The sequence below is a fragment of the Pseudidiomarina salilacus genome (assembly GCF_047323925.1).
GTDB classification, from domain to species: domain Bacteria; phylum Pseudomonadota; class Gammaproteobacteria; order Enterobacterales; family Alteromonadaceae; genus Pseudidiomarina; species Pseudidiomarina salilacus.
Genome location: NZ_CP178751.1, coordinates 1646721 through 1672869 on the forward strand (window position 1 = coordinate 1646721; position 26149 = coordinate 1672869).

22 protein-coding genes are annotated in these 26149 nt (G+C 50.0%); 12 read left to right on the top strand and 10 right to left on the bottom strand.

Going from position 1 to position 26149, the window contains the following annotated elements; genetic code table 11:
- Positions 1–5: 5 nt before the first annotated feature.
- Entirely contained in the window at positions 6–554 is a 549-nt protein-coding gene (gene nudE, locus ACJ8W9_RS07850; RefSeq protein WP_411359995.1) for an ADP compounds hydrolase NudE, read from the bottom strand.
- Positions 555–665: 111 nt separating this feature from the next.
- On the opposite strand from nudE, the gene sthA reads away from it, so the two are divergent.
- Entirely contained in the window at positions 666–2072 is a 1407-nt protein-coding gene (gene sthA, locus ACJ8W9_RS07855; RefSeq protein WP_411359994.1) for a Si-specific NAD(P)(+) transhydrogenase, read from the top strand.
- Here the strand turns inward: sthA and envZ are convergent.
- Positions 2069–3409, bottom strand: a complete 1341-nt coding sequence (gene envZ, locus ACJ8W9_RS07860; RefSeq protein ID WP_411359992.1) for a two-component system sensor histidine kinase EnvZ — start codon at positions 3407–3409, stop codon at positions 2069–2071. The genes sthA and envZ overlap by 4 nt on opposite strands.
- A 3-nt stretch (positions 3410–3412) precedes the next feature.
- On the bottom strand, positions 3413–4138 hold the full coding sequence (gene ompR, locus ACJ8W9_RS07865) for a two-component system response regulator OmpR (RefSeq protein ID WP_411359990.1): 726 nt from the start codon (positions 4136–4138) through the stop codon (positions 3413–3415).
- A gap of 212 nt (positions 4139–4350) precedes the next feature.
- Here ompR and greB point away from each other — a divergent pair, with 212 nt between their 5' ends.
- Positions 4351–4839 carry a transcription elongation factor GreB gene (gene greB, locus ACJ8W9_RS07870; protein ID WP_411359989.1) on the top strand — a complete coding sequence of 163 codons (489 nt, stop codon included), beginning with the start codon at positions 4351–4353 and terminating at the stop codon, positions 4837–4839.
- Between the two features lie 55 nt (positions 4840–4894).
- Positions 4895–7219, top strand: coding sequence for a Tex family protein (locus ACJ8W9_RS07875; protein ID WP_411360795.1), 2325 nt, complete (start codon positions 4895–4897; stop codon positions 7217–7219).
- Positions 7220–7221: 2 nt separating this feature from the next.
- Here ACJ8W9_RS07875 and ACJ8W9_RS07880 read toward each other — a convergent pair whose 3' ends face one another.
- The gene (locus ACJ8W9_RS07880; RefSeq protein WP_411359987.1) at positions 7222–8373 is read right to left on the bottom strand and encodes a fatty acid desaturase; all 1152 of its coding nucleotides are present in this window, start codon (positions 8371–8373) and stop codon (positions 7222–7224) included.
- A gap of 182 nt (positions 8374–8555) precedes the next feature.
- Here ACJ8W9_RS07880 and fabR point away from each other — a divergent pair, with 182 nt between their 5' ends.
- Positions 8556–9179, top strand: a complete 624-nt coding sequence (gene fabR / locus ACJ8W9_RS07885) for an HTH-type transcriptional repressor FabR (RefSeq protein WP_411359986.1) — start codon at positions 8556–8558, stop codon at positions 9177–9179.
- On the opposite strand, the gene ACJ8W9_RS07890 is transcribed toward fabR, so the two are convergent.
- Positions 9145–10923, bottom strand: a complete 1779-nt coding sequence (locus ACJ8W9_RS07890; protein ID WP_411359985.1) for an SLC13 family permease — start codon at positions 10921–10923, stop codon at positions 9145–9147. The two genes, fabR and ACJ8W9_RS07890, sit on opposite strands and share 35 nt — an antisense overlap.
- Before the next feature lie 111 nt (positions 10924–11034).
- Between ACJ8W9_RS07890 and ACJ8W9_RS07895 the strand changes: the two genes are divergently transcribed.
- Positions 11035–13047 carry a S9 family peptidase gene (locus ACJ8W9_RS07895; protein ID WP_411360796.1) on the top strand — a complete coding sequence of 671 codons (2013 nt, stop codon included), beginning with the start codon at positions 11035–11037 and terminating at the stop codon, positions 13045–13047.
- Positions 13048–13064: 17 nt separating this feature from the next.
- A complete protein-coding gene (locus ACJ8W9_RS07900; RefSeq protein WP_411359983.1) occupies positions 13065–14147 on the top strand; it encodes a GGDEF domain-containing protein in 1083 nt (360 codons plus the stop codon).
- Here ACJ8W9_RS07900 and ACJ8W9_RS07905 read toward each other — a convergent pair.
- The 4 genes from ACJ8W9_RS07905 to coaD all read right to left on the bottom strand — a co-directional run bounded on the left by ACJ8W9_RS07905 (position 14112) and on the right by coaD (position 18615).
- Positions 14112–15293 carry an ABC transporter permease gene (locus tag ACJ8W9_RS07905; protein WP_411360797.1) on the bottom strand — a complete coding sequence of 394 codons (1182 nt, stop codon included), beginning with the start codon at positions 15291–15293 and terminating at the stop codon, positions 14112–14114. The genes ACJ8W9_RS07900 and ACJ8W9_RS07905 overlap by 36 nt on opposite strands.
- Positions 15290–16195, bottom strand: a complete 906-nt coding sequence (locus ACJ8W9_RS07910) for an ABC transporter ATP-binding protein (protein WP_411360798.1) — start codon at positions 16193–16195, stop codon at positions 15290–15292. The genes ACJ8W9_RS07905 and ACJ8W9_RS07910 overlap by 4 nt, the downstream gene beginning before the upstream one ends.
- 160 nt (positions 16196–16355) lie before the next feature.
- The gene (gene pckA / locus ACJ8W9_RS07915; RefSeq protein ID WP_034733936.1) at positions 16356–17960 is read right to left on the bottom strand and encodes a phosphoenolpyruvate carboxykinase (ATP); all 1605 of its coding nucleotides are present in this window, start codon (positions 17958–17960) and stop codon (positions 16356–16358) included.
- 163 nt (positions 17961–18123) lie between these two features.
- Positions 18124–18615 carry a pantetheine-phosphate adenylyltransferase gene (gene coaD, locus ACJ8W9_RS07920; RefSeq protein ID WP_034733933.1) on the bottom strand — a complete coding sequence of 164 codons (492 nt, stop codon included), beginning with the start codon at positions 18613–18615 and terminating at the stop codon, positions 18124–18126.
- Positions 18616–18727: 112 nt separating this feature from the next.
- On the opposite strand from coaD, the gene ACJ8W9_RS07925 reads away from it, so the two are divergent.
- Genes ACJ8W9_RS07925 through ubiA form a run of 6 tightly spaced genes read left to right on the top strand, consistent with a single transcriptional unit; the run spans position 18728 to position 23613 of the window.
- Positions 18728–19921, top strand: a complete 1194-nt coding sequence (locus ACJ8W9_RS07925; protein WP_034733930.1) for a glycine C-acetyltransferase — start codon at positions 18728–18730, stop codon at positions 19919–19921.
- A gap of 24 nt (positions 19922–19945) precedes the next feature.
- Positions 19946–20974 (top strand): L-threonine 3-dehydrogenase, encoded by a 1029-nt coding sequence (tdh, locus tag ACJ8W9_RS07930; protein WP_411359977.1) that lies wholly within the window; start codon positions 19946–19948, stop codon positions 20972–20974.
- 40 nt (positions 20975–21014) lie between these two features.
- Positions 21015–21338: a thiosulfate sulfurtransferase GlpE gene (glpE, locus tag ACJ8W9_RS07935; protein ID WP_411359975.1), complete on the top strand. Its 324-nt coding sequence runs from the start codon at positions 21015–21017 to the stop codon at positions 21336–21338.
- A gap of 1 nt (position 21339) precedes the next feature.
- Positions 21340–22182 carry a rhomboid family intramembrane serine protease gene (locus ACJ8W9_RS07940; protein ID WP_411359973.1) on the top strand — a complete coding sequence of 281 codons (843 nt, stop codon included), beginning with the start codon at positions 21340–21342 and terminating at the stop codon, positions 22180–22182.
- The gene (locus ACJ8W9_RS07945; protein ID WP_411359972.1) at positions 22179–22775 is read left to right on the top strand and encodes a chorismate--pyruvate lyase family protein; all 597 of its coding nucleotides are present in this window, start codon (positions 22179–22181) and stop codon (positions 22773–22775) included. Before ACJ8W9_RS07940 ends, ACJ8W9_RS07945 begins: the two co-directional genes overlap by 4 nt.
- Positions 22768–23613, top strand: a complete 846-nt coding sequence (gene ubiA / locus ACJ8W9_RS07950; protein WP_411359970.1) for a 4-hydroxybenzoate octaprenyltransferase — start codon at positions 22768–22770, stop codon at positions 23611–23613. The genes ACJ8W9_RS07945 and ubiA overlap by 8 nt, the downstream gene beginning before the upstream one ends.
- Here ubiA and plsB read toward each other — a convergent pair whose 3' ends face one another.
- Complete coding sequence (plsB, locus tag ACJ8W9_RS07955) at positions 23614–26064, bottom strand: glycerol-3-phosphate 1-O-acyltransferase PlsB (RefSeq protein ID WP_411360799.1); 2451 nt, start codon at positions 26062–26064, stop codon at positions 23614–23616.
- Positions 26065–26149: the final 85 nt, after the last annotated feature.

A 26149-nucleotide genomic window follows, 5' to 3' on the forward strand; every position in this document is an offset into this window, starting at 1 on the left:
ATCGTTCACCGTTGCAATTCCCTCAATGTCATCAACAAAGCTGCAATGCTGCGCGCTTCGGTAAAATCTTCTTGTTCAAGCAAAGCTTCAGCTTTGCTCAGTAGCCATGGTACCTGTTCGAGTGGTTCGGGTTCATCCCCTTCAAGCTGCTCCGGGTAAAGCCCACGCGCGATAAAAATGTGCATGGTGGCAGAGAAGAACTGCGGTGCCATGGTCACGCTTTTCAGTGCAATAAGCTCGGTAGCACCAAAGCCAATTTCTTCTTTAAGCTCTCGATTGGCAGCTTGTTCAGGCGTTTCACCGGGATCGATTAAGCCTTTCGGAAAGCCCAATTGATAGTTGTGTAGCCCAGCGGCATATTCGCGTACCAGCATCAGCGTTTCATCGTCAATAAAGGGCACCACCATGACTGCGCCGCGGCCGCTACTTTGCATACGCTCGAATTGCCGCTCCACACCATTGCTGAAACGTAAATCAACAGCTTCGATGCGCAACAACCGACTGCGCGCTACAATTTGTCGTTGAAGAATTTCGGGTACAGGTTTTCGGGCCATATTCATCTGCCATACTGATATCGAGAATAAGCCTGCTTTACTGGCTCACAACCTAGGGTTTCGGTTACTATAACCACTTGAATTAAGCGGTACAACAACGAGGAGCATTTGATGCGCGAAGTGACCACACAATATGACGCCGTAGTCATCGGTAGCGGGCCTGGCGGTGAAGGAGCAGCAATGCAACTGGCCAAGAAAGGCCGTAATGTCGCGATCATCGAAAAACATAGCTCGCTTGGTGGTGGTTGTACCCATTGGGGAACCATTCCCTCTAAGGCGCTGCGTCATTCGGTGAGCCGTCTCATTGAATTTAATAGCAACCCGCTGTTCGTCGGTGACTTGCGTCCGCGTAGCCTAACCTTCGCTGACATTTTACGTCACGCCCAAGGGGTCATACAGCAACAAGTACAAATGCGCAGCGGTTTTTATCAGCGCAACAATGTCACTGTTTTACATGGTGTCGCCGCCTTCGAAGATGCCAACACGCTGAAGATTACTCAGCCTGACGGCACCATCGAATACATTGGCACCAAGCAAGTAGTGATTGCCACGGGTTCGCGTCCTTATCACCCTAGCGATGTTGATTTTAACCACGAACGTATCTACGACTCTGACACCGTGTTGTCATTAAAACATGAGCCGCGCAGCATTATTATTTATGGTGCCGGCGTCATCGGCTGTGAATACGCGAGTATTTTCCGCGGCTTAGGCGTGAAAGTAGACCTTATCAATACCCGCGATCGATTGTTGTCATTCTTAGATGCAGAAATTTCTGACGCCTTGAGTTATCACCTGCGTAACAACGGCGTGGTGATTCGCCATAACGAAGAATACGAGCGCATTGAAGGTCATGAAGACGGTGTGACGCTTTACACGCAGTCGGGTAAACGTCTTGATGCCGACTGCTTGCTGTATGCCAATGGTCGTTCCGGTAACATCGAAGAGCTCAACGTCGAAAGCGTTGGCTTAAAACCGAATCATCGCGGTCAACTCGAGGTCACTGGTGCTTATCAGACCGAAGTTGATAACATTTTCGCGGTCGGTGACATCATTGGCTACCCATCGTTAGCATCCGCAGCCTATGACCAGGGCCGTATTTGTGCCACCGAAATGCTCGAAGGCGATTGCCAAAAACGGCTGGTTAGTGATATCCCGACAGGTATCTATACGATTCCGGAAATCAGTTCCGTTGGTAAAACCGAAGAAGAATTAACGGAACAAAAAGTCCCCTACGAAGTGGGTCGAGCGCAATTTAAGCATTTGGCGCGGGCGCAAATTTCCAACATGGCGGTGGGAAGTCTGAAATTATTGTTTCATCGCGATACTAAAGAAGTACTGGGTATTCACTGTTTCGGCGAGCGTGCAGCAGAAATTATCCACATCGGTCAGGCGATCATGGAACAGAAAAATGGTGGCAACACGATTGAATATTTCGTCAATACCACTTTTAACTATCCTACTATGGCGGAAGCCTATCGGGTAGCGGCGCTCAATGGGCTCAATCGTGTTCGCGACTAACTTGCGGCAGCAGTCGTTTTTTGGCTTGGCAGCTCAATCCGGATTGCCAAGCCACCTAAGCGCTGACTGCGACCAAAAGTAATACGCCCGCCGTGGCGTTCAATAATCCGTTTTACAATGGCTAGACCTAGTCCTGAGCCTTTGGTTGCACGCGCTTTGTCACCTTGAGTAAATGGCTGTAGCACATGTTCTACTTGCCCGGCAGGAATCCCTTCACCGTTGTCACTTACCGTTACCCATACTCGTTCACGCGAGCTATCATAGCCAGTCTCGACGAGAGTTTTATCGCCACCATAGCGTTCAGCGTTTTCTAACAAGTTGAGTAACACACGTTTAATCGAAATCGCCCGAATTGGAATTTTCGGCACATCGCCATACTGAACATCGATGTGGGTTTGCCAGCTCTCTGGTACGTGGCCGACAACGTCTTCAACCAAGTAATTGATGTTCTCACAATCGTTATCACTGAGCGTATCGACACGAACGTAATCAATAAACTGGTCGATAATCGCGTTCATATCATCAATATCACCGATGATACCCTCGGCCAGATAGTCCTCACTTGCAGGCATCATTTCAGTGGCAAGGCGGATACGCGTCAGCGGTGTACGCAAATCATGCGAAACCCCGGCCATCAACAAGGCACGATCCTGCTCCAGTTGCTGCACGCCCTGGGCCATCTGGTTAAACGCCCGAGTCACCGCAATAACTTCAGTCGAGCCGCGTTCGGGCAACTGCTCGGGATAATCACCGCGACCGATCTGTCGGGCTGCTGCCTGCAAAGCTTTTAACGGTCGATTCAACCAATTGCTAAACCACATACCGCCTAAGACACTGAGGGCACCGATTAAAATTAGATAGAACATCAATGGTGAAAAGCGCGCCTCATCAAAAGTATCGAGGCGTAAGCGCAACCAATAGCCAGGTAGAGATTCAGTTTTAATCCAGACATAGTAAATGTCGTCTTGTGAAATGCGAACTTCTGTACTCGACGCCAGTTGCTGACTCATTTGATTGGATAGAAAGTTATAAGTGGAAGCATCAGCTAGACCGTTGGTTAACGCCTGCGACTCAGTGTATCCTTCTATTTCGACCGCAGCCAAATAACGCTCGGCTAACAGCCGTTTCTCCGTGCTGGTCATTTCCGCGTCGGTGAGCCACTGGTCAAGCACGACAATTCCTTGCACCTGCTTAGCAACCGCCGAACTGATTTGCTGCATGCTTGGCTTCACCACATAGAGACCCACCATAATGTAGGAAACCACTTGGTTGATAAGCAACAGCAGCGCGATCAACGCCACTGTGCGAGCAAACGCAGACCGCGGAAAAAGGCGCATCGCTTAAGCTTTCTTGCTACCGTCGGGTACGAACACGTATCCCAAGCCCCACACCGTTTGAATATAACGTGGGTTCGCAGGATCGACTTCGAGCATGCGGCGTAAACGTGATACTTGCACGTCGATGCTACGCTCGAGAGCGCTGTAATCGCGCCCACGCGCTTGGTTCATGAGCTTGTCACGTGACATCGGTTGGCGCGGATGGGTGACCAAGGCTTTTAACACCGCAAATTCACCACTCGTCAGTGGCATGGGCTCATCGCCACGATACATTTCGCGAGTCCCCAGATTTAGACGAAACTCACCAAAAGTAATTTCTTCGTCGTCGGTGCTAGGAGCTCCTGGGATTTCTTTACCGCGACGGCGCAAAACCGCGCGAATGCGGGCGAGCAACTCGCGTGGATTGAAGGGTTTAGCTAAATAGTCATCGGCTCCGAGCTCAAGACCAATGATCCGATCAACTTCATCACCTTTGGCCGTTAACATGACCACCGGAATTTCGTTATTGTCGTGCCGTAAACGTTTACAAATAGATAATCCATCTTCACCTGGCAGCATCAAATCAAGCACCATCAAGTGAAAATTCTCACGTTCCAGTAAGCGGTCCATTTGCTCGCTTTGGGCCGCCGAGCGCACATAAAAACCTTGCTCCGTTAAGTAGCGTTCGAGCAATCCACGCAACCGCGCGTCATCATCGACCACGAGAATCTTAAAGGTTTCTTGCGACATGCTTAGGGTTCCCCACATTAAATCCATTATTTGCACTATAAAAGAAGGCTGGGTGCTTGCCAATCAACAAGCTACTCAGAGCCCTCGCTTTTTGTATCGAAATGTTTTCCTTTTGCTCTTTTACTGCTTTTAACTAGTGCTTTGATAGCGTAACGATTACCATGAGCACGTTTAATTTCAACAATAACAGACATGCGAGTCTCCCAGAAACTATGGCACGTACAGCGCTCATTACCCGCTGCGGTTATTTAAAACTGCAGGCTGAACTCGATCATTTGTGGCGCGTCGAGCGTCGTGAGACCACAGAGAAAGTTGCATGGGCCGCCAGCTTGGGCGATCGCTCTGAAAATGCCGACTACAAATATAACAAACAAAAATTAAGACAAATTGATAAACGCGTCCGCTTTTTGCGCAAACGCTTGGCAGAACTGAAAATAGTCGATTACGCGCCAGCTCAAGAAGGCAAAGTATTTTTTGGTGCGACTGTCACTATCGAGAATGCTGAGGGCCAAGAGCGTACTTTCTCTATTGTCGGTCCTGATGAGATATATGACGATAAATCAGTCATTTCCATCGACTCCCCGATGGCCCGCGCAGCACTTGGCAAACAAGTGGATGATGACATTCGTGTGCCCACTCCAACTGGTATCAAAGAATGGTGGATAGCGGACATCTGCTATCAGCTTACGAAAGGCGCTTGAACACTGCTATACTGGCGCCCCAAATTTTTGCATAGCCCCAGAAAAGAGAGAGATTATGAGCTCGATTTCCCAGCAAATCGCGAACGAATTAGCTGTTAGTTCGCAGCAGGTCAATGCTGCTATCGCGCTACTTGATGATGGCGCAACCGTGCCTTTCATTGCGCGTTATCGAAAAGAAGCCACCGGCGGACTCGATGATACGCAGTTGCGCACCTTGGCGCAGCGTCTTACCTATTTGCGTGAGCTCAATGAACGTCGCGAAGTTATTCTTGCCAGTATCCGCGAGCAAGACAAATTAACGCCGGAATTAGAACGTGCAATTCGTAGCACTGAATCCAAGACTGAGTTGGAAGATTTGTACCTACCTTATCGACCGAAACGTCGCACCAAGGGGCAAATCGCGATTGAGGCGGGTCTCGAGCCGCTAGCCGATAGCTTACTTGCTGATCCGAACCAAGACCCAGAAAGCTTAGCGCAAGATTGTATCAACACCGACGCCGGCTTCGCCGATACCAAAGCAGTGCTGGAAGGCGCACGGTTTATCTTGATGGAGCGCTTTGCCGAAGACGCTCAGTTGCTCAAACAGGTACGCCAATACCTTTGGGAAAATGCCGAAATCACCAGCCAAGTGGTGAGTGGCAAAGAACAAGAAGGCGCGAAATACCGCGATTACTTTAGTTTCAGTGAAGCACTCAAGAAGATACCTTCACACCGTGCGTTAGCACTATTTCGTGGTCGCAACGAAGGGGTTTTGCAGTTAAAACTCAACGCAGATCCGCAACAGGAAGATCCGAAATCACCCAGTCATGGTGAATACCTAGTGGCCCGCCACATCGGTTGGCAGCATAGCGAGCGTAGTGCCGATGACTGGATGCGTCAGACCGTGCAATGGACTTGGCGTATCAAATTATTGTTGCACATGGAAACCGAGCTCTTTGGCAGCGTTCGTGAGCGCGCCGAAGCTGATGCCATCAAGGTGTTCGCCAACAACTTGAAAGACCTACTCATGGCAGCGCCTGCAGGGGCCAAAGTGACGATGGGACTGGACCCAGGTGTGCGTACCGGGATTAAAGTTGCGGTCGTTGATAGTACCGGCAAAGTATTAGGGACCAATACGGTGTTCCCGTTTCAGCCGCAAAACCAAATGGATAAGTCGATTCGCACTTTGGGGGGTATGTGTAAGCAACACAAAGTCGAACTGATTGCCATCGGTAACGGCACGCACTCACGGGAAACCGACAAACTTGTGGCCGATATGCTGAAAGGCAATCCAGAGGTCAAAGCAACCAAAGTCATGGTGAACGAAGCCGGTGCTTCAGTTTACTCCGCCTCAGAGTTGGCTGCGCTGGAATTTCCTGATCTTGATGTGTCGTTGCGCGGTGCGGTTTCTATCGCCCGACGGTTACAAGACCCACTCGCTGAGCTGGTAAAGATTGAGCCGAAATCGATTGGCGTTGGTCAGTATCAACATGATGTGAGCCAAGCACAGCTCGCGCAGAGCCTCGATGCCGTGGTTGAAGACTGTGTCAACGCAGTAGGTGTTGACGTCAATACGGCTTCTGTCGCTCTACTCGCCCGCGTCGCGGGTTTGAATAAAACGCTCGCGCAGAATATCGTGCTGCATCGTGACCAACACGGGCGCTTCGCAACGCGGAAAAAGCTGCTTGACGTCGCACGCATGGGGCCTAAGTCCTTTGAACAGGCCGCAGGCTTTTTGCGCATCATGGATGGCGGACAACCGCTTGACGGTTCAGCAGTTCACCCAGAAGCTTACCCAGTGGTTGAACGCATTGCCCAACAGCATGGTAAGGAAGTAGCACAAATCATTGGCGATAGCGCTTTCGTAAAGCAATTAGATGCCCGCGATTACACCGATGACAATTTCGGTTTACCGACCGTCCAAGACATCTTGCGTGAGTTGGAAAAGCCGGGTCGCGACCCGCGTCCTGAGTTCAAAATGGCCGAATTTAAAGAAGGTGTCGAAAAGGTAGAAGATCTCAAGCCTGGTATGACCCTCGAGGGTGTCGTCTCGAATGTTGCCGCGTTTGGCGCCTTCGTCGACGTCGGTGTGCACCAAGATGGTTTGGTTCACGTCAGCGCACTTTCACACCAATTCGTCAGCGACCCGCGCGAAGTGGTCAAAGCCGGCGATATTGTTAAGGTAAAAGTACTTGAGGTAGATGTGGCGCGTAAACGCATTAGTCTCACTATGCGGTTAGACGATGAGGTGCACGCTAAGGCAGCAACTGCACCGGCTGCAACGAAGGGCAAACCGCAAACGGCGGGCAAAAAGAAGCCGGCACCGAAACCGGCACCGGCTAGCAACTCTGCAATGGGTTCAGCCTTCGCTGACGCCTTCGCTAAAGCGAAGAAAAAATAGCCTTAGCTCACTTGCTGCGTCAGTTGTTGCCGCAGCATCTGTCTGAATGCGCGCTTGTGTTCTTCGAACGCGGCGCGTAATTCATCTACTTTCACCTGCATCTCTTCACGCGTCGGTACATGCATATGCTCGGCAAAAGCTTTGGCTTTACCGTCCAATAATTGCTTACGTGCTTGATAATAAGCGCGCAGTCGCTGCATTAACTCATCAAATTCATCGTGAAGTTTTTGCACCGCAGTTTCGTTTGCTGTCGCAACCCGCGCTGTCGCGCGCTTAAACTGCATCTCTAACCGCGCTTTCTCAACTTGATAACCATTGGTGCGACGCAAGTTATGGGTCAGGCCAAACCACGAACAAACGCGAATCAACCATTTGGTCGGATCAAAGTGCCACCAGCGAATACCGTTACGATAGTCAGCTGAAAAGATGTGGTGGTAGTTATGATAGCCTTCGCCAAAGGTTAGGAAGGCAAGTACCCCATTGTCACGCGCCGTATTACGATCAGTGTAAGTTTGCTTACCCCAAATGTGCGCCAGCGAGTTAATAAAGAATGTGGTGTGATGATTAATCACCAAGCGTGCTACACCGACCAGCAAGACTGCCCCCCAAACGTCGCCAATGAGCAAACCAAGCGCTATAGGCCAACCAATAGTGGTGAGCAAGGTCAGCAACAAATAGTTGCGATGTTGCCACGTGACCACAGGGTCTTGTTGCAAGTCTTTCACATTGTTGTAGTCGCTGTAACGTGACGCCTGATATTCGCGTAGCATCCAGCCGATATGCGAATACCAAAAACCACGCTTGGCTGAATACGGATCTTTATCATTATCATCAACGTGCTTGTGATGCTCACGATGATCAGATGACCAATGCAACGCGCTGTTCTGCACGGCTAAGGCGCCACCTAGCGCAAATAAAATGCGCAATGACCAATGCGCGTCGTAAGCACGATGGGCCCACAAACGATGATAGCCAGCGGTAATTGAGATCCCAGCAAAGCCAATGGTCGCCACTAAGGCAAGCCAGAGACCGAACGAGTAACCGTGGACGATTCCGTACCAAGGTACTGCGATAACGGTGATCAAAAAAGTGATAGTAAACAGGAGGGTATTCAACCAAATAATCTTTGGTTTTGGATTTTCAGACGTCGTCATAAAGCAACCTACATTAAACTTAAAACCATGCCAGCTTTTTAGCGAACATGTGTACGCTGAATTTACGCAGTTTGTCCTCGACATGCAACTAGTAATTGCTAAAAAGCGATGAATTGCGTGCACAAGCGTTCACTGACATAATCAACTTATTCGGCAACACAACGCCCAAGGAAGTTCCCTAAATGGCCGGTATTCGCGCCCAGCAAAAAGAAAAAACCCGTCGAGCCCTGATTCAAGCCGCAATGAATCAACTGAGCGCAGAACACGGCTATGCTTCGTTAAGTCTGCGCGAAGTCGCGCGCGAAGCAGGTATCGCGCCTACTTCTTTTTATCGTCACTTTCAAAACATGGAAGAGTTAGGTATGACCTTGGTCGATGAAGGTGGCTTGGCACTGCGGCAGTTGTTGCGCCAGTCGCGCCAACAAATCGCCAAAGGCGGTTCAATTATTCGCGCCTCGGTCACGACTTTTATGGAGTTCGTGGCCAACAACACCGCAATTTTTCGGCTATTACTGCAAGAAAAATCGGGCAACTCACGCGAGTTTCGCCTTGCCGTGCAGCGCGAAGTCGAGCATTTCACTGCTGAACTCGTCGATTATTTAGTGGCGGAACAACAATTCGACCGACAACTCGCCGAACTCCATGCCGACGCGATTGTTCGCGTGGTGTTTAGTGCCGGCGCTGACGCACTTGATGCGAGCGTAGCCGAGCGACAGCAATTGTTAGAAATCACCATCGCGCAGGTAAGGATTATTGCGCGTGGCGCAGAAGCTACCCGCGCATTGGCCAAGTCAGGGTTATCATAACGGTGGCGACAATGACCATCGCTATCGACAACGGCAAACCTAAGCGCCAGTAGTCTTTAAAGCGATACCCCCCAGGTCCCATCACCAAGATATTCGACTGGTGCCCAATCGGGGTTAAAAACGGTAATGCCGCACCGACAGCAACGGCCATCAAGAACGGGTCCATTGACGCTTCAAGACTGCTCGCCAAACTAATGCCTATTGGTGCCATCAAGACAGCTGCAGCAGCATTATTGATGATATTCGAGAGCAACATGGTCGCCACTAATAGAATCACCAAGGCGACTACATCTGGTGAACTCATGCTGATCCACAACACACCCGCCGCAAGGGTGTCGGCAGCGCCACTACGCTCCATCGCACCGCCTAGCGGAATAGTTGCAGCCAAGAGCACAATGATGGGCCACTCAATATGTTCGTAGAGCTCGCGAATAGGCATAACATTCGCAAGCACCATCAAGCCGGCAGCCATGCTGAAAGCGACTGGCACACTTAACAAACCAAAAGCACTAGCTAAAATAGCTGCTGCGAAAATGCCTAACGGTACCAACAATTTACGCTTGCTACCCAAGCGGATACTGCGTTGTGCTAACGGGAAGCAACCAAAACGATTGAAAACGTCATCCAGTACTTCGGCGTCACCTTGCAATAAAAGTACGTCACCCGGCTTGAAACGCACATCCGATAAACTAGGCTTTAATGGCTGTCCTTCCCGCGCTACAGCTAACACATTTACTCCAAAACGGTGACGAATACGCATGTCCGCCGCCGAGCGTCCAATCAAGCGTGAGTCGTGACCTACGATTCCTTCAATCACCTTAATTTCATCAGACACTAAAAAGCGAGTATCGAGTTGCTCTTCCGCATTGAGTTCAAACTTGGTGACATCCAATATTTCCTGCAAAGTTTCGGCGTCTGCTTCAATAATTAGTACATCTTCAGCCTTCAAACGTTGATAACGTGGTGGTGCGCTAATAAATTGCTTGCCCCGTTTGAGTGCAACAACGGCAAAGTTCTCTTTGATTTTCGACTCAAATTCAAACAGCGTATGCCCTACTAACCCGGCATTTTCCGGCAAATACAACTCGGTTAGGTAAGCACTCACATCATAGGGAGAGTTCGAAGTATCGCGGCTTTTGCTGCGTGGCACTAACCAACGTGCGGTCACCCACATCATCGCCAAACCTGCGCTTGCCAACACCACGCCCACCGGCGTGAAGTCAAAAATGCCAAAAGGCTCAGCATCATGTGCCGCTCGTATATCAGAAATAATAATATTTGGCGGCGTACCAATCATGGTAATAGTTCCACCAAGCAGCGAGCCGAAGGCCATGGGCATGAGCATCAGCGACGCGTGCCCAGCGCCGTTACGTGATAACTGAAGAGCCACCGGAATCATAATGGCCATGGCACCCGTGTTACTAATAAATGCCGATACGAACGTTGTCAGACCGGTAAGCACGATCATCTGCAGCCAGACCCGATCGCCCATCTTTTTGACACTGCTGGCCATGCTATCCACAACTCCTGAGCGCCATAAAGCATGACTGATCACCAATACGGCAGCGACGGTGATCACGGCGGCATTGCCAAACCCGGAAAATACCTCGTTGCGTGGAATCAATCCGACGATATAAGCGGCGAACAGCGCACCCATCGCCACAAAATCATAGCGCCAGCGATCGTAAACAAATAACGCCAAAGCTGTGATGAGGATTATCCCAATCCAAACTTGATCTGCCATGCAGACTCCCGTATTAACTCTATAACCTGCTTAGAGTGGCGTGATTTCGTGGGAAGTCAACTATTTTGCTGCTACTATGTGGAAGAAAAATAACATAAATAGGAGATCAAGATGTTCCTTCGTATAGGTCTATCTGCCTTGTGTGTAGCGCTTAGTTTTAGCGCCTCAGCGCGTGATATAACGCTCACCGAAACAGTTACGGTAAAGTCGATTAACAGCGTTGCCGTCAGCGATGATGGAAGTGTTGCGGCATTTACCCGTGTTTCACCACGCACCCCCTATGTCGATGACGACGGCGGTAGTTTTGTCGAACTTCTGGTTGCGCGTGACAACGCCGAACCTGTGTCATTCGTGAATGATAAGTCAGGAGTGGGCGCCGTCAGCATTCATGGTGACGCTATCTACTTTACTAGCAAGCGCGATGGTGATGAGCATACCAGTCTCTATAAAATCTCGTTGCAAGGTGGTGAAGCACAAAAAGTGTTCAGCCATGAAAACAGCATCTTCAGCTACACCTTAAGCGAAGACGGACGCTACCTCGCGTTTACCGCACGTAGCAAAGCCGATGAAACTGATAAAAAACTAGCGAAAAAAGGCTTTAAAGCCGAAATCTACGAAGAAGAAAACGAATTTACCCATGCCTGGTTGGTTGATTTAACCGCAGAGAGCCCGATGGCCGCGCAACTGACCAAAGAACAACAAATCTATTCGGTGGCATTTCGCCCTGGACACGAACAGTTGTTAGTACGGACTGCGCCAACAGCATTAGTCGACGACAACTACATGAGCAGTGAATATCAATTGATTTCATTTGCTGGCGTTGAAGAAGCTGCCTTTGCCACCACAGGCAAATTGGGCAAAGCCGAATTTTCACCAGATGGCCGCTATTTGGCGGTGATTGGCGCGGCTGACTACAACGACCCAGCGACGGGTCGCTTGTATGTGTTCGATACACAAAATGACAATGAAGTTCGTGAGGTGTTGCCAGACTATCAAGGGCATGTTCAAGACATCGATTGGCGTGGCAATGACGAACTCATCTATCTAGGCGCGATTGGCACCGAAACTGAAGTGCAAGCCATCACCATGCAGTGGCTCGAAACGCGACCCTTGGTTGCAGCAGGCGAAGCTGTAGTAGTGGATATTGAGGCGACGCCAGGGCAGTCATCGTTTTACGCACGCGCCAACACTGCGAGCCATCCGACTGAGTTATTCCGCGTTGAAAACCAAACGATGCTGCGCGTCACCGACTCAAATCCATGGCTAGCGGATATCACTATGCCGCGCCAAGAAACCATCACCTACGAAGCCCGCGATGACCTAGAGTTGCAAGGTATTCTGGTTTACCCGACCGATTATCAAGAAGGCACACGTTATCCGTTGATTACCGTGGTCCATGGTGGTCCTGAAGCGCATTACAGCAATGGCTGGCTCGATCGCTATGGCAGTCCGGTGAAATACGCAGCCCAACAAGGCTACGTACTGTTCTTTCCTAACTACCGCGGCAGCACCGGACGTGGCGTTGAATTCTCGAAGCTTGGCCAAAACGATTACGCTGGTAAAGAATTTGATGACTTAGTCGATGGTAAAAATGCTCTGGTCGAGATGGGCCTAGTCGATGGCGAGCGCGCCGGCATTACCGGTGGCTCATACGGTGGTTTTGCTTCAGCATGGGGTGCTACCGCACAAACTGAGCATTGGGCTGCCAGCGTCATGTTTGTTGGTATTAGCGACAACATTTCGAAATTTGGTACGACTGACATCGCCAAAGAGATGCATGCCGTACACGCACGCAGTTATCCATGGGAAAAATGGCAGTGGTATCTTGAGCGTAGCCCGATTTATCATGCCGAAAAAGCCCGTACCCCGATTCTGATTATGCATGGTAAAGAGGACACACGGGTGCATCCAAGCCAGTCCATGGAGTTGTATCGTTATTTAAAAACTCATGGTAATGTACCTGTACGTTTAGTGCTCTACCCGGGTGAAGGCCACGGTAACCGCCGCGTCGCCGCCCAACTTGACTACAGCATGCGCTTAATGCGCTGGATGGATAGCTTTTTGAAAGAAGGCGCTACCGAAGCACCAGCCCACGAACTACCGCACGCTGAGCAACTACAATAAGCGAGGTAAGCAGGTCTATGTTACCGCCTGCGCACTCTCCTCTGGACCCGCTTTACCGGCGGGTCCAGTTCTTAAAAGCCCTGCTCTGGGTCTTCCTCTTCGTTGCCCTTGTCTTGGGGGCTATCAATCAATTGATTGAAGGTAATCAGCTGCTTGCGGTAGTGCACTATCTTTGCTTTGCCATTGCCGTTGGTTTTCTCGTTTGGCTCTACTGGCATCCACCTGCTGCACAACTTATCGCTTGGTTGACGACACTCGTCATCGCGGCTGTTTTAATTGCCTACACAGTGATGGCAGCCGGACAACATTACGCACTTTATTGGCTCGCTATTTTCCCGCCTATTGCCTATTTCTTGTTGGGCCGTACTTGGGGTTTTAGCCTGAGTGTGATGGTCATCGGTGGCATCCTTATTTATATCGGGCAGGTCTACGATGGTTGGAATGCCGCGCCTTTCACGATGCGCTCATTTGGCAACATCATCATTGCGACAGCTGCTTTGATCGTGATTCTGCGGCACATCGAAAAAACCCGTGCCGAAGCTTTTCAATATCTCGAGCAACACAGTGAAAGGTTGGAGTATATTGCTGTGACTGATCCGCTCACCGGCTTAAATAACCGAGGCAAACTTGATCAAGCACTAAGTCGAGCATTGCGCCGTGCAAAAAATGAAAAGTTAGGCTGTTGTGTGATCTTGATCGATATAGACCATTTTAAACGCGTCAATGACGACTTCGGCCATCAAACCGGAGATCGCGTTTTGATTGAACTCGCCCAGTTATTCCGTAGTAACTTGCGCGCTACCGATATCGTTGGCCGCTGGGGCGGTGAAGAGTTTCTGATTGTATTACCCGCAAGCGACCGCCAGCAAGGGAAGGTGCTCGCCGAAAAAATCCGTATTACGGTTGAAGCCTTCGTTTTTGTTAATGAGATTCGCATTACCGTGAGTTCTGGCGTGGCTTGCTATCAAGTTGACGATAGTGAACAAACGCTTATGCGACGCGCCGACCAAGCACTCTATGCCGCTAAAGCACAAGGTCGGAATCGCACTATTACGGACCTCGAGCTAGACCCGACGACCGATGAGCGCACGGCCCATTAGGCGCCATGAAGGCTCTTTACCGTACATGGTAATACCCAAGCGGAATAGCCGCACCGCGGCCGAGCGAATCACATAGGTAGTCAACAGCAGTAAGGCAAAACTTCCTAACCATTCCCACCAAGCGACACCACCATCGGCAACCCGTATCGGCATGACGGCAAAAGAAGTTAGCGGGAACCAACTTAAAATTTGTGCTAACAAGCCTTGCGGTGAATCCATTACGCCAAAGCCGGCCCCGACGAATAACGCCGGAATCAGCATCATCGCCGTGCGCCCTGAGTGATTTGGATCATCAATAGTGGCAGCAAATCCTGCCATCATCGCATTGATCATGGCTAAGCCAAGTAATGCGAACATTAAGGTTGCGAGCACTAACTCAAGGTTAATACTGGGCAGTTCTACTGCGTCGCCGCCTATGACTGACATCACCACAATGACCAAGATAATGATCACCAATACGGTTGCCATACTTTTTAAGCAGTGCAAGGTGATACCAAGAATCTTACCGTCCATCCACTCGCCTGGGGTGATCAAAGTCAGCAATTGCTCGGTAACACGTTGCTGTTTTTCTTGAGTAATGGCCGTCATCATTAAGCCAAAGCTACCAAACACCCCTACCATAATACTAACCAGGATTAACGATGGCAGTGCTTTATCAGCAGAGCTCGCAGTTTCTTCGTCGCGTTGGATGGTGACAGTAAAACTCGGTGGCGTGTCGAGCGCAGCGATTTGTTCCACGGAAAGGTTCATGTCACCCAGTTTTTGTTGTTGCAAGAAGGCTTGTAGTTGTGCCTGCATACGACCTTGCCAACCGGCACTGTTCAATGCCACTAATTCTGCACGATAACCCTGTTGTGGGTCAGGCTCAATCAGCAGTACTCCGGCAACACTGGTACCTAATTGCTCGAATGCCTGCTCCGCATCCGTCATGGCTTGCCATTCGATATTAGCGACCGCAGGCAGTTCAAACGGCCCCACTACTGCCACTTGATGAGTCTCTTCTAATGACGTTTTCAACTCACCCCAACCAATCGAGATAGCAAACAACACCGCCATCAATACTAACGAGAAGAGCTCTTGTTTCCATTTGAAAAAGCGGCGGAATTCAAATCCGCCAATGCGCATGATTTGTTGCCAACGTTTCATGATTGCACCGCCTGCAAGTAGAGTTCGTGAAGGTTTTGCTGTTGCTGACTGAATTGCCGCACCGGCCCAAGTTGCTGCAACTGCGTTAACAACACATCCGTTACCACCTGCTCGCTGCAGGTCAGGGCAAAGTCGTATGCCGACTGAGCCTCGACCTGTTCCACACCAGGTAAAGCCGCAATGAGTTCAACTGCTACCGGAGTTGCAAATTCAACGAACAGCGAACTGCGTTGCAATAATTGTTTGCGGACCTCGGCAAGGCTGCCTTGAGCGATGACTTTGCCTTGGTTCATTAACACCAGCTTGTCGGCCATGCGCTCTACTAACGCCATTTGGTGGGCACTAAGAATCACAGTACAGCCGCGCTGGCGAAGTTCTTCGAGTACGGTTAACACAAACTCTTGATTGACTGGGTCAAGACCCGAGAACGGTTCATCGAGAACCACTAGCTGTGGGTCATGCAGTAAAGTCGCTATCAACTGGACTTTTTGCTGATTGCCTTTAGACAGCTGACGCATCGGCTCTTTGCCACGCTCGGTTAAGTCAAAACGCGCCAACCATTGGTCGATACTCGATTGGGTTTGCTCCTTCGACATACCACGCAACCGTCCGATGTAACGCAAATTATCGACCAGCGTACGGTCCTGATAAAGCCCACGATCTTCGGGCAAATAACCAAATGCGGAGGTACTCAATTGAACGGCTTGATCATCGCGAAAATAACGAATCGAACCACTGTCTGGATGAGTTAAACCTACCATCATCCGCACCAATGACGACTTGCCTGCACCATTTGGCCCAAGCAACGCGAGAATCTCTCCACCGCTTGCCGTTAAGTTCACTGCATCCACGGCTCTGACCGTGGCGTAATCCTTCACAACTTGTTCTACTTCGATACGCATGGAACATTCCCAACTTTTTAAGTTGCTGAGAATTATTCCACAACATTGCCGTAGTGCCAGTGAATGTGCTCATTAAACTGTTTTCAAATGTTTCAAGGCAGTGCAAACAAAAAAGCCGAGCTACTAGGCTCGGCTTTTATTGGGTCAAGGCAGACCACCCTTAACTTAGTTGTGGCCCTGCCGCGACGAGGGCTTTGCCCTCATCGTTGTCGGTAAACTTCTCGAAGTTTGCAACAAAGCGGCGCGCCAAATCATTCGCCCGTAAATCCCATTCCGCAACATCTGCATAGGTGTTGCGTGGATCAAGAATCGCGCTGTCTTCAACACCTGGCAGGTCCGTTGGCATTGCTAAGTTAAAGTATGGCAAGCTGACGAACTCGGCATTCTCGATGCTACCGTCCAGAATTGCATCGATGATTGCGCGCGTAGCCTTAATAGAGATACGTTTGCCAGTACCGTTCCAACCCGTGTTGACCAGATAGGCTTCCGCACCTGCCGCTTCCATCCGTTTGACCAAGACTTCAGCGTATTTGGTTGGGTGCAGGCTCAAGAACGCCGCACCGAAACAACTTGAGAAAGTAGGTGTTGGTTCGGTAATACCACGTTCAGTACCGGCTAATTTAGCAGTGAAGCCAGACAGGAAGTGATACTTAGTTTGCTCTTTGGTCAGTTTTGACACCGGCGGTAATACGCCGAAAGCGTCGGCAGTTAAGAAAATAACTTTCTTTGCGTGCCCTGCTTTAGAGACGGGTTTAACGATGTTTTCGATGTGATGAATCGGGTAAGAAACACGGGTGTTCTCAGTTTTCGAGCCATCATTGAAATCTACACTGCCATCTTCGCGTACAGTTACATTTTCTAGCAATGCATCACGGCGAATCGCGTTGTAGATGTCAGGTTCAGCTTCTTGTGACAGGTTGATGCACTTGGCATAGCAACCGCCTTCGAAGTTGAATACCCCATCGTCATCCCAACCATGTTCATCGTCACCAATCAGTTGACGCTTAGGGTCGGTGGATAGCGTAGTTTTGCCGGTACCCGACAAGCCGAAAAAGATAGCGACATCGCCGTCTGCACCAACGTTGGCCGAACAATGCATCGAAGCGATGCCTTGCAGAGGTAAGAAGTAGTTCATCATCGAGAACATACCCTTCTTCATCTCGCCACCATACCAAGTGCCACCGATCAACTGAATGCGTTCAGTGAGGTTAAAGGCAACGAAATTCTCTGAATTGAGACCGTGTTCTTGCCATTTTGCATTGATGCATTTTGCACCATTCATAACGACAAAGTCAGGCTTAAAAGTCGCTAACTCTTCTGCCGTTGGGCGAATAAACATGTTTTTGACGAAGTGCGCTTGCCACGCAACTTCAGTGATAAAGCGCACGCACAAACGCGTGTCTTTATTTGCACCACAATAGGTGTCGACCACAAAAAGACGCTTACCTGATAACTGTTCAGTCACAGTTTCTTTTAGGTCAGCCCAGACTTCAGGGGTAATTGCTTTGTTGTCGTTCTTACCTTGGTCGGCCCACCACAAGGTGTCGCGGGTGGTGTCATCGCGAACGATGTATTTGTCTTTTGGTGAGCGGCCGGTAAAGATGCCGGTATCTACAGCGACGGCGCCGAGCTCGGTGACAACACCTTTTTCGTAGCCTTGCAAATCTTCGCGGGTTTCTTCTTCAAACAGTTGTTCGTAGGAAGGGTTATGGACAATTTCCGTGACGTCTGTGATGCCATACTGGCGTAAATCCAGATCAGTCATGTCGTGGACTCCTAAGGGTCTGGTCTGAGCAAAATCGAATGAAACAAAAAAGTCGGCGCGATTTTAACTGGAAACGCGCAAAAATGGTAGCCTAGACGCCTATTTTTGCGCCATCTTCACGGTTTTTTAACCCAATAAGAAGCACTTAGAAGTGCGCAGTAAGTCAGGATTGACGCGCTTTTATTTTCGCATTTAGGGCGTTTGCGACATGTTCATCGGTAAATTGTCGTACATCGCCATGATGCAAGGCTACTTCTTTCACCAAAGTTGAAGAAATAAACGAATTTTCTTCAGACGGTGTTAGAAACACACTTTCGAGCCCTGGATAGAGGCGCCTATTCATATTCGCCATTTGGAATTCATACTCAAAATCCGAGACTGCGCGCAGACCACGAATCAGCACTGTTGCGCCCTGCTCTTTGGCGAAATCGACGAGTAAGCCACTGAAGCCAACAACGCTCACATTGGGCAACTGATCGGTGACCTGACGAACTAATTCAACCCGTTCTTCGAGTGAGAACATCGGGTGCTTGCGTGGGTTATTGGCGACGCCAACCACAATTTCACTAAATAAATTTGCCGCCCGCTCGATAAGATCAGCGTGGCCGTTAGTAATGGGATCAAAAGTGCCCGGATATATCGCACGCTTGTGCATGATTTTCCTCCGCCAATAGAAATGAGGATGCGCGATACCTAGCAAATCAGGTAAACTAATAGCCAAGAATAGCAGGCAATCCTGCGTACGCTTCTAAAGCTCGGAGAATTACATGAAGAATGATTTTTATCAACAGCTAGACCAACAGCTCGAAGAACTTAAACAAGAAGGTTTGTATAAGACAGAGCGCGTTATCACCAGTGATCAAGCCGCGGAAATTAAAGTTGGCGATGGTCAGTCTGTGCTGAACTTCTGTGCTAATAATTATTTGGGTCTTGCCAATCATCCTGAACTCATTGCAGCAGCGAAAAAAGGTCTTGATGAGCACGGTTTTGGTACAGCTTCAGTGCGCTTTATCTGTGGTACTCAAGACATCCACAAGACTTTAGAAAGTAAACTGAGCGAATTTCTTGGTACTGAAGAAACCATTCTGTATTCGTCATGCTTCGATGCTAACGGTGGTTTGTTCGAAACCTTGATGGGGCCAGAAGACGCCATTATCAGTGATGAACTCAACCACGCTAGTATCATCGATGGTATCCGCTTAAGCAAAGCCAAGCGGTATCGCTATAAAAATAACGATATGACCGACCTTGAAGCCCAGCTACAACAAGCTAAAGCCGACGGCGCACGTCACATTCTGATTGCGACCGACGGTGTGTTCTCAATGGACGGCGTAATTGCCAACATGAAAGGCGTGTGTGACCTAGCCGATAAATATGGCGCTTTGACCATGATGGACGATTGCCACGCAACTGGTTTCCTAGGTGCGAATGGCCGCGGCACACACGAATATTGCGACGTCATGGGTCGCGTCGACATCATCACCGGGACTTTAGGTAAAGCCTTAGGTGGCGCGTCGGGCGGTTACACCTCAGGCAAAAAACAAGTGATTGACTGGTTGCGTCAACGTTCACGTCCTTATTTATTCTCAAACTCAGTCGCGCCAGCGATCGTCCAAGCCTCAATTCGCGTATTAGAGATGCTCGAACAAGGTGATGAATTGCGTCAGCAGTTGTGGGACAACGCAGCCTTCTTCCGTAGTGAGATGACCAAAGCAGGTTTCACCTTGAGTGGTGCCGACCATGCCATTATCCCAGTAATGATTGGCGATGCTAAATTAGCCTCAGAAATGGCTGATCGCCTGCTGCAAGAAGGTATTTATGTGATTGGCTTCTCGTTCCCAGTAGTGCCGCGCGGCAAAGCACGTATCCGTACGCAAATGTCAGCCGGTCACAGCCGCGAGCAGCTCGAACGCGCTATCAACGCGTTTACCCGAATTGGTAAAGATCTCGGTATTATTTAAGCGCACTGAGTGTCCGGAGGACCTATGAAAGCACTTGCCAAATTACATGCAGAACCCGGCATTTGGATGACCGATGCCGAGAAACCTGAGTACGGTTACAACGACCTACTGATTAAGATTAAGAAAACCGCGATTTGCGGTACCGATGTGCATATTTATAAATGGGACGACTGGTCGCAAAAGACCATCCCCGTACCTATGGTTGTCGGCCATGAGTATGTTGGCGTGGTTGAAGCTATGGGCGATGGCGTGCGTGGCTTTACTAAGGGTGACCGTGTTTCTGGCGAAGGCCACATCACTTGCGGCCATTGCCGTAATTGTCGTGCCGGTCGCCGCCACTTGTGCCGCAATACCGTCGGCGTGGGTGTCAACCGTCCTGGTGCGTTCGCAGAATACTTGGTAATTCCGGCCGAAAACGCATTCAAATTGCCCGATGACATCAGTGATGATTTAGCCGCAATTTTCGACCCGTTCGGCAACGCCGTGCATACGGCTCTGGCTTTTGACTTAGTCGGTGAAGACGTACTCATTACCGGTGCGGGACCAATTGGTATTATGGCCGCTGCAGTCGCCCGACATGTTGGCGCCCGACACGTGGTGATTACCGACGTTAATCCGTATCGCCTTGAGTTAGCCTTGAAAATGGGTGCCACACGCGCGGTTGACGTAAGTAAAGAAAAGCTCACAGACGTAATGGCCGAACTCGGAATGAAAGAAGGCTTTGACGTCGGTTTAGAAATGTCAGGCGTGCCGTCAGCGTTCTCACAAATGTTGTCGACCATGAATCATGGTGGCAAGATTGCGATGCTCGGCATTCCGCCACAAAGCGTCGCCATCGACTGGAATGAGGTTATTTTTAAAGGCCTCACCATTAAAGGCATCTACGGCCGAGAAATGTTTGAGACTTGGTACAAAATGGCAAGTCTGTTGCAATCGGGACTCGACCTATCGCCGATTTTGACGCATCATTTGCCCGTAGATGAATTCGAAAAAGGCTTTGAAATCATGATTTCAGGCCAATCTGGTAAAGTTGTGTTGGACTGGGATGCATAACTGATTTTTCACCAACGTCGGCAATCAACAGGAGTAAACAATGGCTGAGTTTTCACGTATCAACGCTGCTACTGCGCATGAGTTGTGGCAGGCCGGTAACGCTAAATTTGCCGATATTCGTGATGTGCGCTCTTATGAACTCGGTCATATTCCAGGGTCTGTGCGCCTGACGGATGCGAATCTTGCGGACTTTCTTGCCGAACTTGACGACGACCAGCCGGTCGTCGTGGTTTGTTACCATGGCAATAGTAGCCAAGGTGCAGCCCAGTACCTTGCCCATCAAGGGATTGAACCGGTCAGTAGCCTCGATGGTGGCTTTACCGCTTGGGCGCATCAGTATCCTGAAGCGGTGGAGCGCAACTAACATGCAAAAGCTACTGGTGACCCAGAATGCTGAGATGATGCGTCGCTTGCATCATTACCTACAGCAGCGGGGCATTCCTGTCACCGTTAGTGAAAAAGGGAACCAGTTAGAGTTGTGGGTGGTGCAATCTAGTTACACCGCCCTCGCCAAAGACCTTATCAACGAATTTAAAGCGGATCCTGACGGTGCTGAAGCGGAGCTGCAATCGGCGCCGCGCAGAGCAGCTCCAACGACGCATACCCCTTCTCTACCGCAACAACTTTTACGCCAAGCCGGTCTCGTTACCATTAGCTTTGCCGTGCTGGTTACGCTGGTGTTTATTAGCTTGAACACACAACTTGCCGAGTCAGTGTTTGCGGCGCTGCGCATCAGCCCAACCTTCAATGACTTACCGTGGACGCAACCTTGGCGCTTCATTACCCCTACCTTGTTGCACTTTAGCGTCTTGCACTTCTTATTTAACGTATTTTGGTGGTGGTATTTGGGCGGACGATTCGAACGCACCTATGGCTCTACTTACCTGCTCATCGCTTTAGTGTTCTGCGGGGTGATTTCCAACGTCGCGCAACTTTACGACAGTGGTCCCTATTTTGGCGGGCTCTCCGGAGTTATTTACGGATTGTTCGGTATCGCCGCAGTCGTTGGATGGCAGCGTCCAAGCCATCCGCTGTTCCTGCCTAATGGTCTAATGATTTTTATGTTGGTATGGCTAGCGCTCGGTTACACCGACTTGCTGTGGGTAAATGTTGCCAACACAGCCCACCTCACTGGCCTTATTTCAGGGTTGCTGGTTGGCGTTTCGCTACGCATGCTTGAACACGCCAATCGCAAATCAGCACCATGAGTTTTGTCTTTCCTGCTATCGATTATCCCGTCGTGACGCACGCCGGTGAAGCCGATTGGCACTTTCCGACTGCGGCAGAACAGTGGCCTGCCGTGGTGGGCGACTGGTTACTGGATCCACACTCGTTAACAGCTAAGCTCAAACAACACAGTCAACATTTTACTGTTCAGGTGCTCGGTCAACGTGAAGCTCCCCTGCTAGGTAACGAAACCCGCTGGCTAGGTGAGATTGCAGGGGGCGTTGTCCGCGAGGTCATTCTCTGGTGTGATTACGAGCCTTGGGTATTTGCTCGCAGCGTGTTCCCTTTTCAGGCACTCGCCGCTGCGAAACTTAAGCTTGAAGAGCTTGGCGATCAACCCTTGGGTGAACACTTGTTTAATCAGCCAGATTTGCGCCGCAGTGCCGTTGAAGTATCGCGGTTTGCTGCCGATTCGAAGGTGGGTAGGCTGCATCAACAGTTAGGCTATTCGGCGCAAGCGTTGTGGGGGCGGCGGAGTTGCTTTCATGCTGCTGAGCAACAACTTTTGGTCGCCGAGGTGTTTATTGGTGCCTCACCATTAGCCAAGCATTATCGGGAGACGCTTGATGTTTGAACCCTATTTGCGCTTGATGCGCGCTGACCGTCCGATTGGGACGCTATTGCTCGCTTGGCCAATGCTCGCAGCCTTGTTGATCGCCGGAGCCGGTAATCCACCGTTAAAAGTTGTGGTGCTGTTTTTGTTGGGTGCTTTTGTCATGCGCTCAGCCGGTTGCGTCATCAATGATTTCGCGGATCGCAAAGTTGATGGACATGTGACCCGCACCCAATCGCGCCCCTTAGCGACAGGCGAAGTGAAAAGCTGGCAAGCACTGGTGCTGTTCGTTGGCCTGCTGCTGATCGCCTTTTTGATCGTAGTGCAATTCAACAAAGCAACGATTCTGCTCAGCGTTGCCGCCGCTGCGGTGGCGATTCTGTATCCGTTTTGTAAGCGCTTCACACAGCTCCCGCAAGTGGTATTGGGCATCGCTTTTAGCTTCGGAATTTTAATGCCGTTCACGGCATTAGACCAAGGACTGCCGCTGGCAGCTTGGTTGCTGTTTGCCGCTAACATCTGTTGGACCGTTGCCTACGATACCGAATACGCCATGGCCGATCGTGACGATGATGTGAAGATTGGCGTCAAATCGACGGCTATTTTATTTGGTGGCTTCGATCGTGTCGCCATTGGCCTATTGCAGCTCATCACGCTGGGCATTCTTAGCTGGTTGGGATATCACTTACTGTTTACGCTTTGGTATTGGCTCGGTTTGAGCGTGATCGCAATGTTGTTTGTCTGGCAGCAATTGATAATTTGGTATCGTGAACCGCAACGCTGTTTTCAAGCTTTTTTACATAACAATCATGTCGGCTGGGTACTGGCTGCCGCGGTGGCAGCCAGCTACTGGTATTGATTAGTGAAGCTTATTCTGCAAGCGGCTTTGCACCGCTTGCCGAATGGTCTGCACGATTGGCGTGTCGAGCAAGCGATCAATGGTATCACTCAACTCAGCAACGTTGGCGTGCGCCACAAAATTACCCTCACTGTTGACTTCAATGAAGTCTTCACGCTTCAGGGTTGTAATAATACCGCTAATCAATTTCTTATCGAAAAATTCCGGTGCGCTCACGCCATGCATCGCGCTCAGGCGTTCGGCAAGATCCACTGCAGCTTGCTCAAGCTCGGCACGACCATGCGCACCGCCCTGCTGCAATAGCTCAAAGACAATCGCATAACGTTGCAAGGTCTCACTCGCTGCGCGTGCTAGCAGTTGTAGCTGGAAGTACTCGGTGGTCTCTCGGGTGTGCGTGCGATAAGTGTCGTCAGCGGTTTTCCGTAGTAAATCAACGCTGACTAGGTGCTCAACAATAGCCTCGACCCACAGCGCCATCTCTTCTCGCGGATGACTGATGAATAGCTCTTCTTTTAACAAGGGTTGCACTTGCTCGAGTAGTTTAATCACTGGCGCTAGGCCGAATTCTTTATGCGAACAGGCATAAGCTGCAATCAACGCCGGCACTATCACCATATGCATAATGTTGTTGCGATAATAGGTCATCGCAATGGCAGTGGTCCCATCGAGCTTGATCATTTCGCCCATCGTATCTTCGCTGACGACGAATTTGTCGTGACGTTTCGCCAGTTGCCACAATTCCTCACCGGTTTCAGCTGGAACATAAGCGAACTTGCTATAGGGAACGTCGCGCAACAAACGCGTGTAAACATCAAGCTGATTGACCAGTTCTTGATGCGTCAATGCGCGTTTCTCCGCGCTCAACAATGCCAGTGCGGTCAAGTTAACACTGTTCAAGCCGGCAGCATCGTTGATGCGCTGCATGATTTGTTCGGCGAATAAGTTGACTGTTGGCGTTAACCACCGCGGGCGCGCTGGTTCTTCTGCACCATGGGTGATCGAATCACGCCAATCTGGGGTGAGTTGATCGAGTGCTTGACCCACATTAAGTGGTTCGCCAAAAGTCACATAGCCGTAACCAAAGTTGCGCAAGTGGCGTAGGCTTGAAAGCACCTGCCAAACCGACTCTTTTTCTTTCGATTTGCCTTTGAGTTCTTTCAAATAAGTGCCTACTTCCATTACATGTTCGTAGCCTAAGTACACCGGTACAATGGACATTGGACGTTGCTGTCCACGGAGCATGCCCTGCAAAGTCATGGCAATCATGCCGGTTTTTGGCTGCAGTAAACGACCGGTCCGACTCCGTCCGCCTTCAGTAAAATATTCGACCGGGTAGCCTTTGCTAAACAGCCTATCGAGGTACTCTCGAAACACTGTAGAATAAAGTTTATTGCCCTTAAAACTGCGCCGAATAAAGAACGCTCCGCCACGGCGGAACAAGGGTCCAGCTGGGAAGAAATCGAGGTTTACACCAGCCGCAATGTGCGGTGGCACAAGGCCTTCTTTGTAGATAACATAACTCAACAGTAGATAGTCCATGTGGCTGCGGTGACACGGCACATAAACAATTTCATGACCCGCTTCGGCAAGCTCACGTATACGCTCACCGCCCTCTACATGAATACCGTTGTAGATGCGACTCCACATCCAACCCATAAAGCGGTCAAGTACCCGCACCAAGGTTTCACTGTAACTGGCGGCAATTTCATCTAAATATTCGCGGGCACGCTTCTCAGCTTTGTCGAGGGTGATTTTCTTACTGCGCGCTTCTTCAGCTATCGCTTTCTTAATAGCTGGGTTCTCAAGTAGCTCTTTAATGACACGTTCGCGACGCGCCACTTTTGGTCCAGCAACGGCATAGCGTAAACGGACAAAATGAACCCGCGCCACCCGCGCTAGTTTGTGCGCAACACGTCGATTGCAACCGTGTTGGTCGGCCATTTCTCGCAGGCTCACCGAACGGCTCGCGCGCATCAAAATATTGCGCCCCGAGAACATAACCAACCAAAACTTACGCCAACGGCCAGGATTATCGAGGTCAGCGACCATAGGTTTACCTTGGCGCGGCTCCTGACCTGCTTTACGCCCCCAGAACAGACCTATGGGGACCAATTTGACGTTTAAATTCGGTTCTTTTTGATGGGACTGTAGCAATTGCAAAAATTCGTCTACCGCTTGCTCGTTACGTCGCGGTTGCGCTTGCTCGAGGTACATAATACGGGCATGGCGAACGCCATTGATCAATAGCGGTACTTCGGGATCAGGTAGCCCCGCTTTGTCAAGCGCGCGCTTGACTACCAATAGATCGGTCACCGAACTTGAGCGCATTACATAAACAACGTGCTCAGGTGTAATTCGATCTTGTAGATCTTCATCGAAAATGACTTCGAAGCGTGTTAACCAGCGCACCGGCCAATACAACAGCTTACCAACAAAGCCTCTCCAACTCATGCCATTCCCCCGTGAAATTAAGTCCCTAAAAGGATACCACTGATTGTTTTGCAATGCTGTTAGAAAAAAAATGTACAAAAAAGTT

Coding starts and splice junctions, on each gene's coding strand:
- nudE (WP_411359995.1), bottom strand. CDS start 554: ATGGCCCGAAAACCTGTACCCGAAATTCTTCAACGACAAATTGTAGCG.
- sthA (WP_411359994.1), top strand. CDS start 666: ATGCGCGAAGTGACCACACAATATGACGCCGTAGTCATCGGTAGCGGG.
- envZ (WP_411359992.1), bottom strand. CDS start 3,409: ATGCGCCTTTTTCCGCGGTCTGCGTTTGCTCGCACAGTGGCGTTGATC.
- ompR (WP_411359990.1), bottom strand. CDS start 4,138: ATGTCGCAAGAAACCTTTAAGATTCTCGTGGTCGATGATGACGCGCGG.
- greB (WP_411359989.1), top strand. CDS start 4,351: ATGGCACGTACAGCGCTCATTACCCGCTGCGGTTATTTAAAACTGCAG.
- ACJ8W9_RS07875 (WP_411360795.1), top strand. CDS start 4,895: ATGAGCTCGATTTCCCAGCAAATCGCGAACGAATTAGCTGTTAGTTCG.
- ACJ8W9_RS07880 (WP_411359987.1), bottom strand. CDS start 8,373: ATGACGACGTCTGAAAATCCAAAACCAAAGATTATTTGGTTGAATACC.
- fabR (WP_411359986.1), top strand. CDS start 8,556: ATGGCCGGTATTCGCGCCCAGCAAAAAGAAAAAACCCGTCGAGCCCTG.
- ACJ8W9_RS07890 (WP_411359985.1), bottom strand. CDS start 10,923: ATGGCAGATCAAGTTTGGATTGGGATAATCCTCATCACAGCTTTGGCG.
- ACJ8W9_RS07895 (WP_411360796.1), top strand. CDS start 11,035: ATGTTCCTTCGTATAGGTCTATCTGCCTTGTGTGTAGCGCTTAGTTTT.
- ACJ8W9_RS07900 (WP_411359983.1), top strand. CDS start 13,065: ATGTTACCGCCTGCGCACTCTCCTCTGGACCCGCTTTACCGGCGGGTC.
- ACJ8W9_RS07905 (WP_411360797.1), bottom strand. CDS start 15,293: ATGAAACGTTGGCAACAAATCATGCGCATTGGCGGATTTGAATTCCGC.
- ACJ8W9_RS07910 (WP_411360798.1), bottom strand. CDS start 16,195: ATGCGTATCGAAGTAGAACAAGTTGTGAAGGATTACGCCACGGTCAGA.
- pckA (WP_034733936.1), bottom strand. CDS start 17,960: ATGACTGATCTGGATTTACGCCAGTATGGCATCACAGACGTCACGGAA.
- coaD (WP_034733933.1), bottom strand. CDS start 18,615: ATGCACAAGCGTGCGATATATCCGGGCACTTTTGATCCCATTACTAAC.
- ACJ8W9_RS07925 (WP_034733930.1), top strand. CDS start 18,728: ATGAAGAATGATTTTTATCAACAGCTAGACCAACAGCTCGAAGAACTT.
- tdh (WP_411359977.1), top strand. CDS start 19,946: ATGAAAGCACTTGCCAAATTACATGCAGAACCCGGCATTTGGATGACC.
- glpE (WP_411359975.1), top strand. CDS start 21,015: ATGGCTGAGTTTTCACGTATCAACGCTGCTACTGCGCATGAGTTGTGG.
- ACJ8W9_RS07940 (WP_411359973.1), top strand. CDS start 21,340: ATGCAAAAGCTACTGGTGACCCAGAATGCTGAGATGATGCGTCGCTTG.
- ACJ8W9_RS07945 (WP_411359972.1), top strand. CDS start 22,179: ATGAGTTTTGTCTTTCCTGCTATCGATTATCCCGTCGTGACGCACGCC.
- ubiA (WP_411359970.1), top strand. CDS start 22,768: ATGTTTGAACCCTATTTGCGCTTGATGCGCGCTGACCGTCCGATTGGG.
- plsB (WP_411360799.1), bottom strand. CDS start 26,064: ATGAGTTGGAGAGGCTTTGTTGGTAAGCTGTTGTATTGGCCGGTGCGC.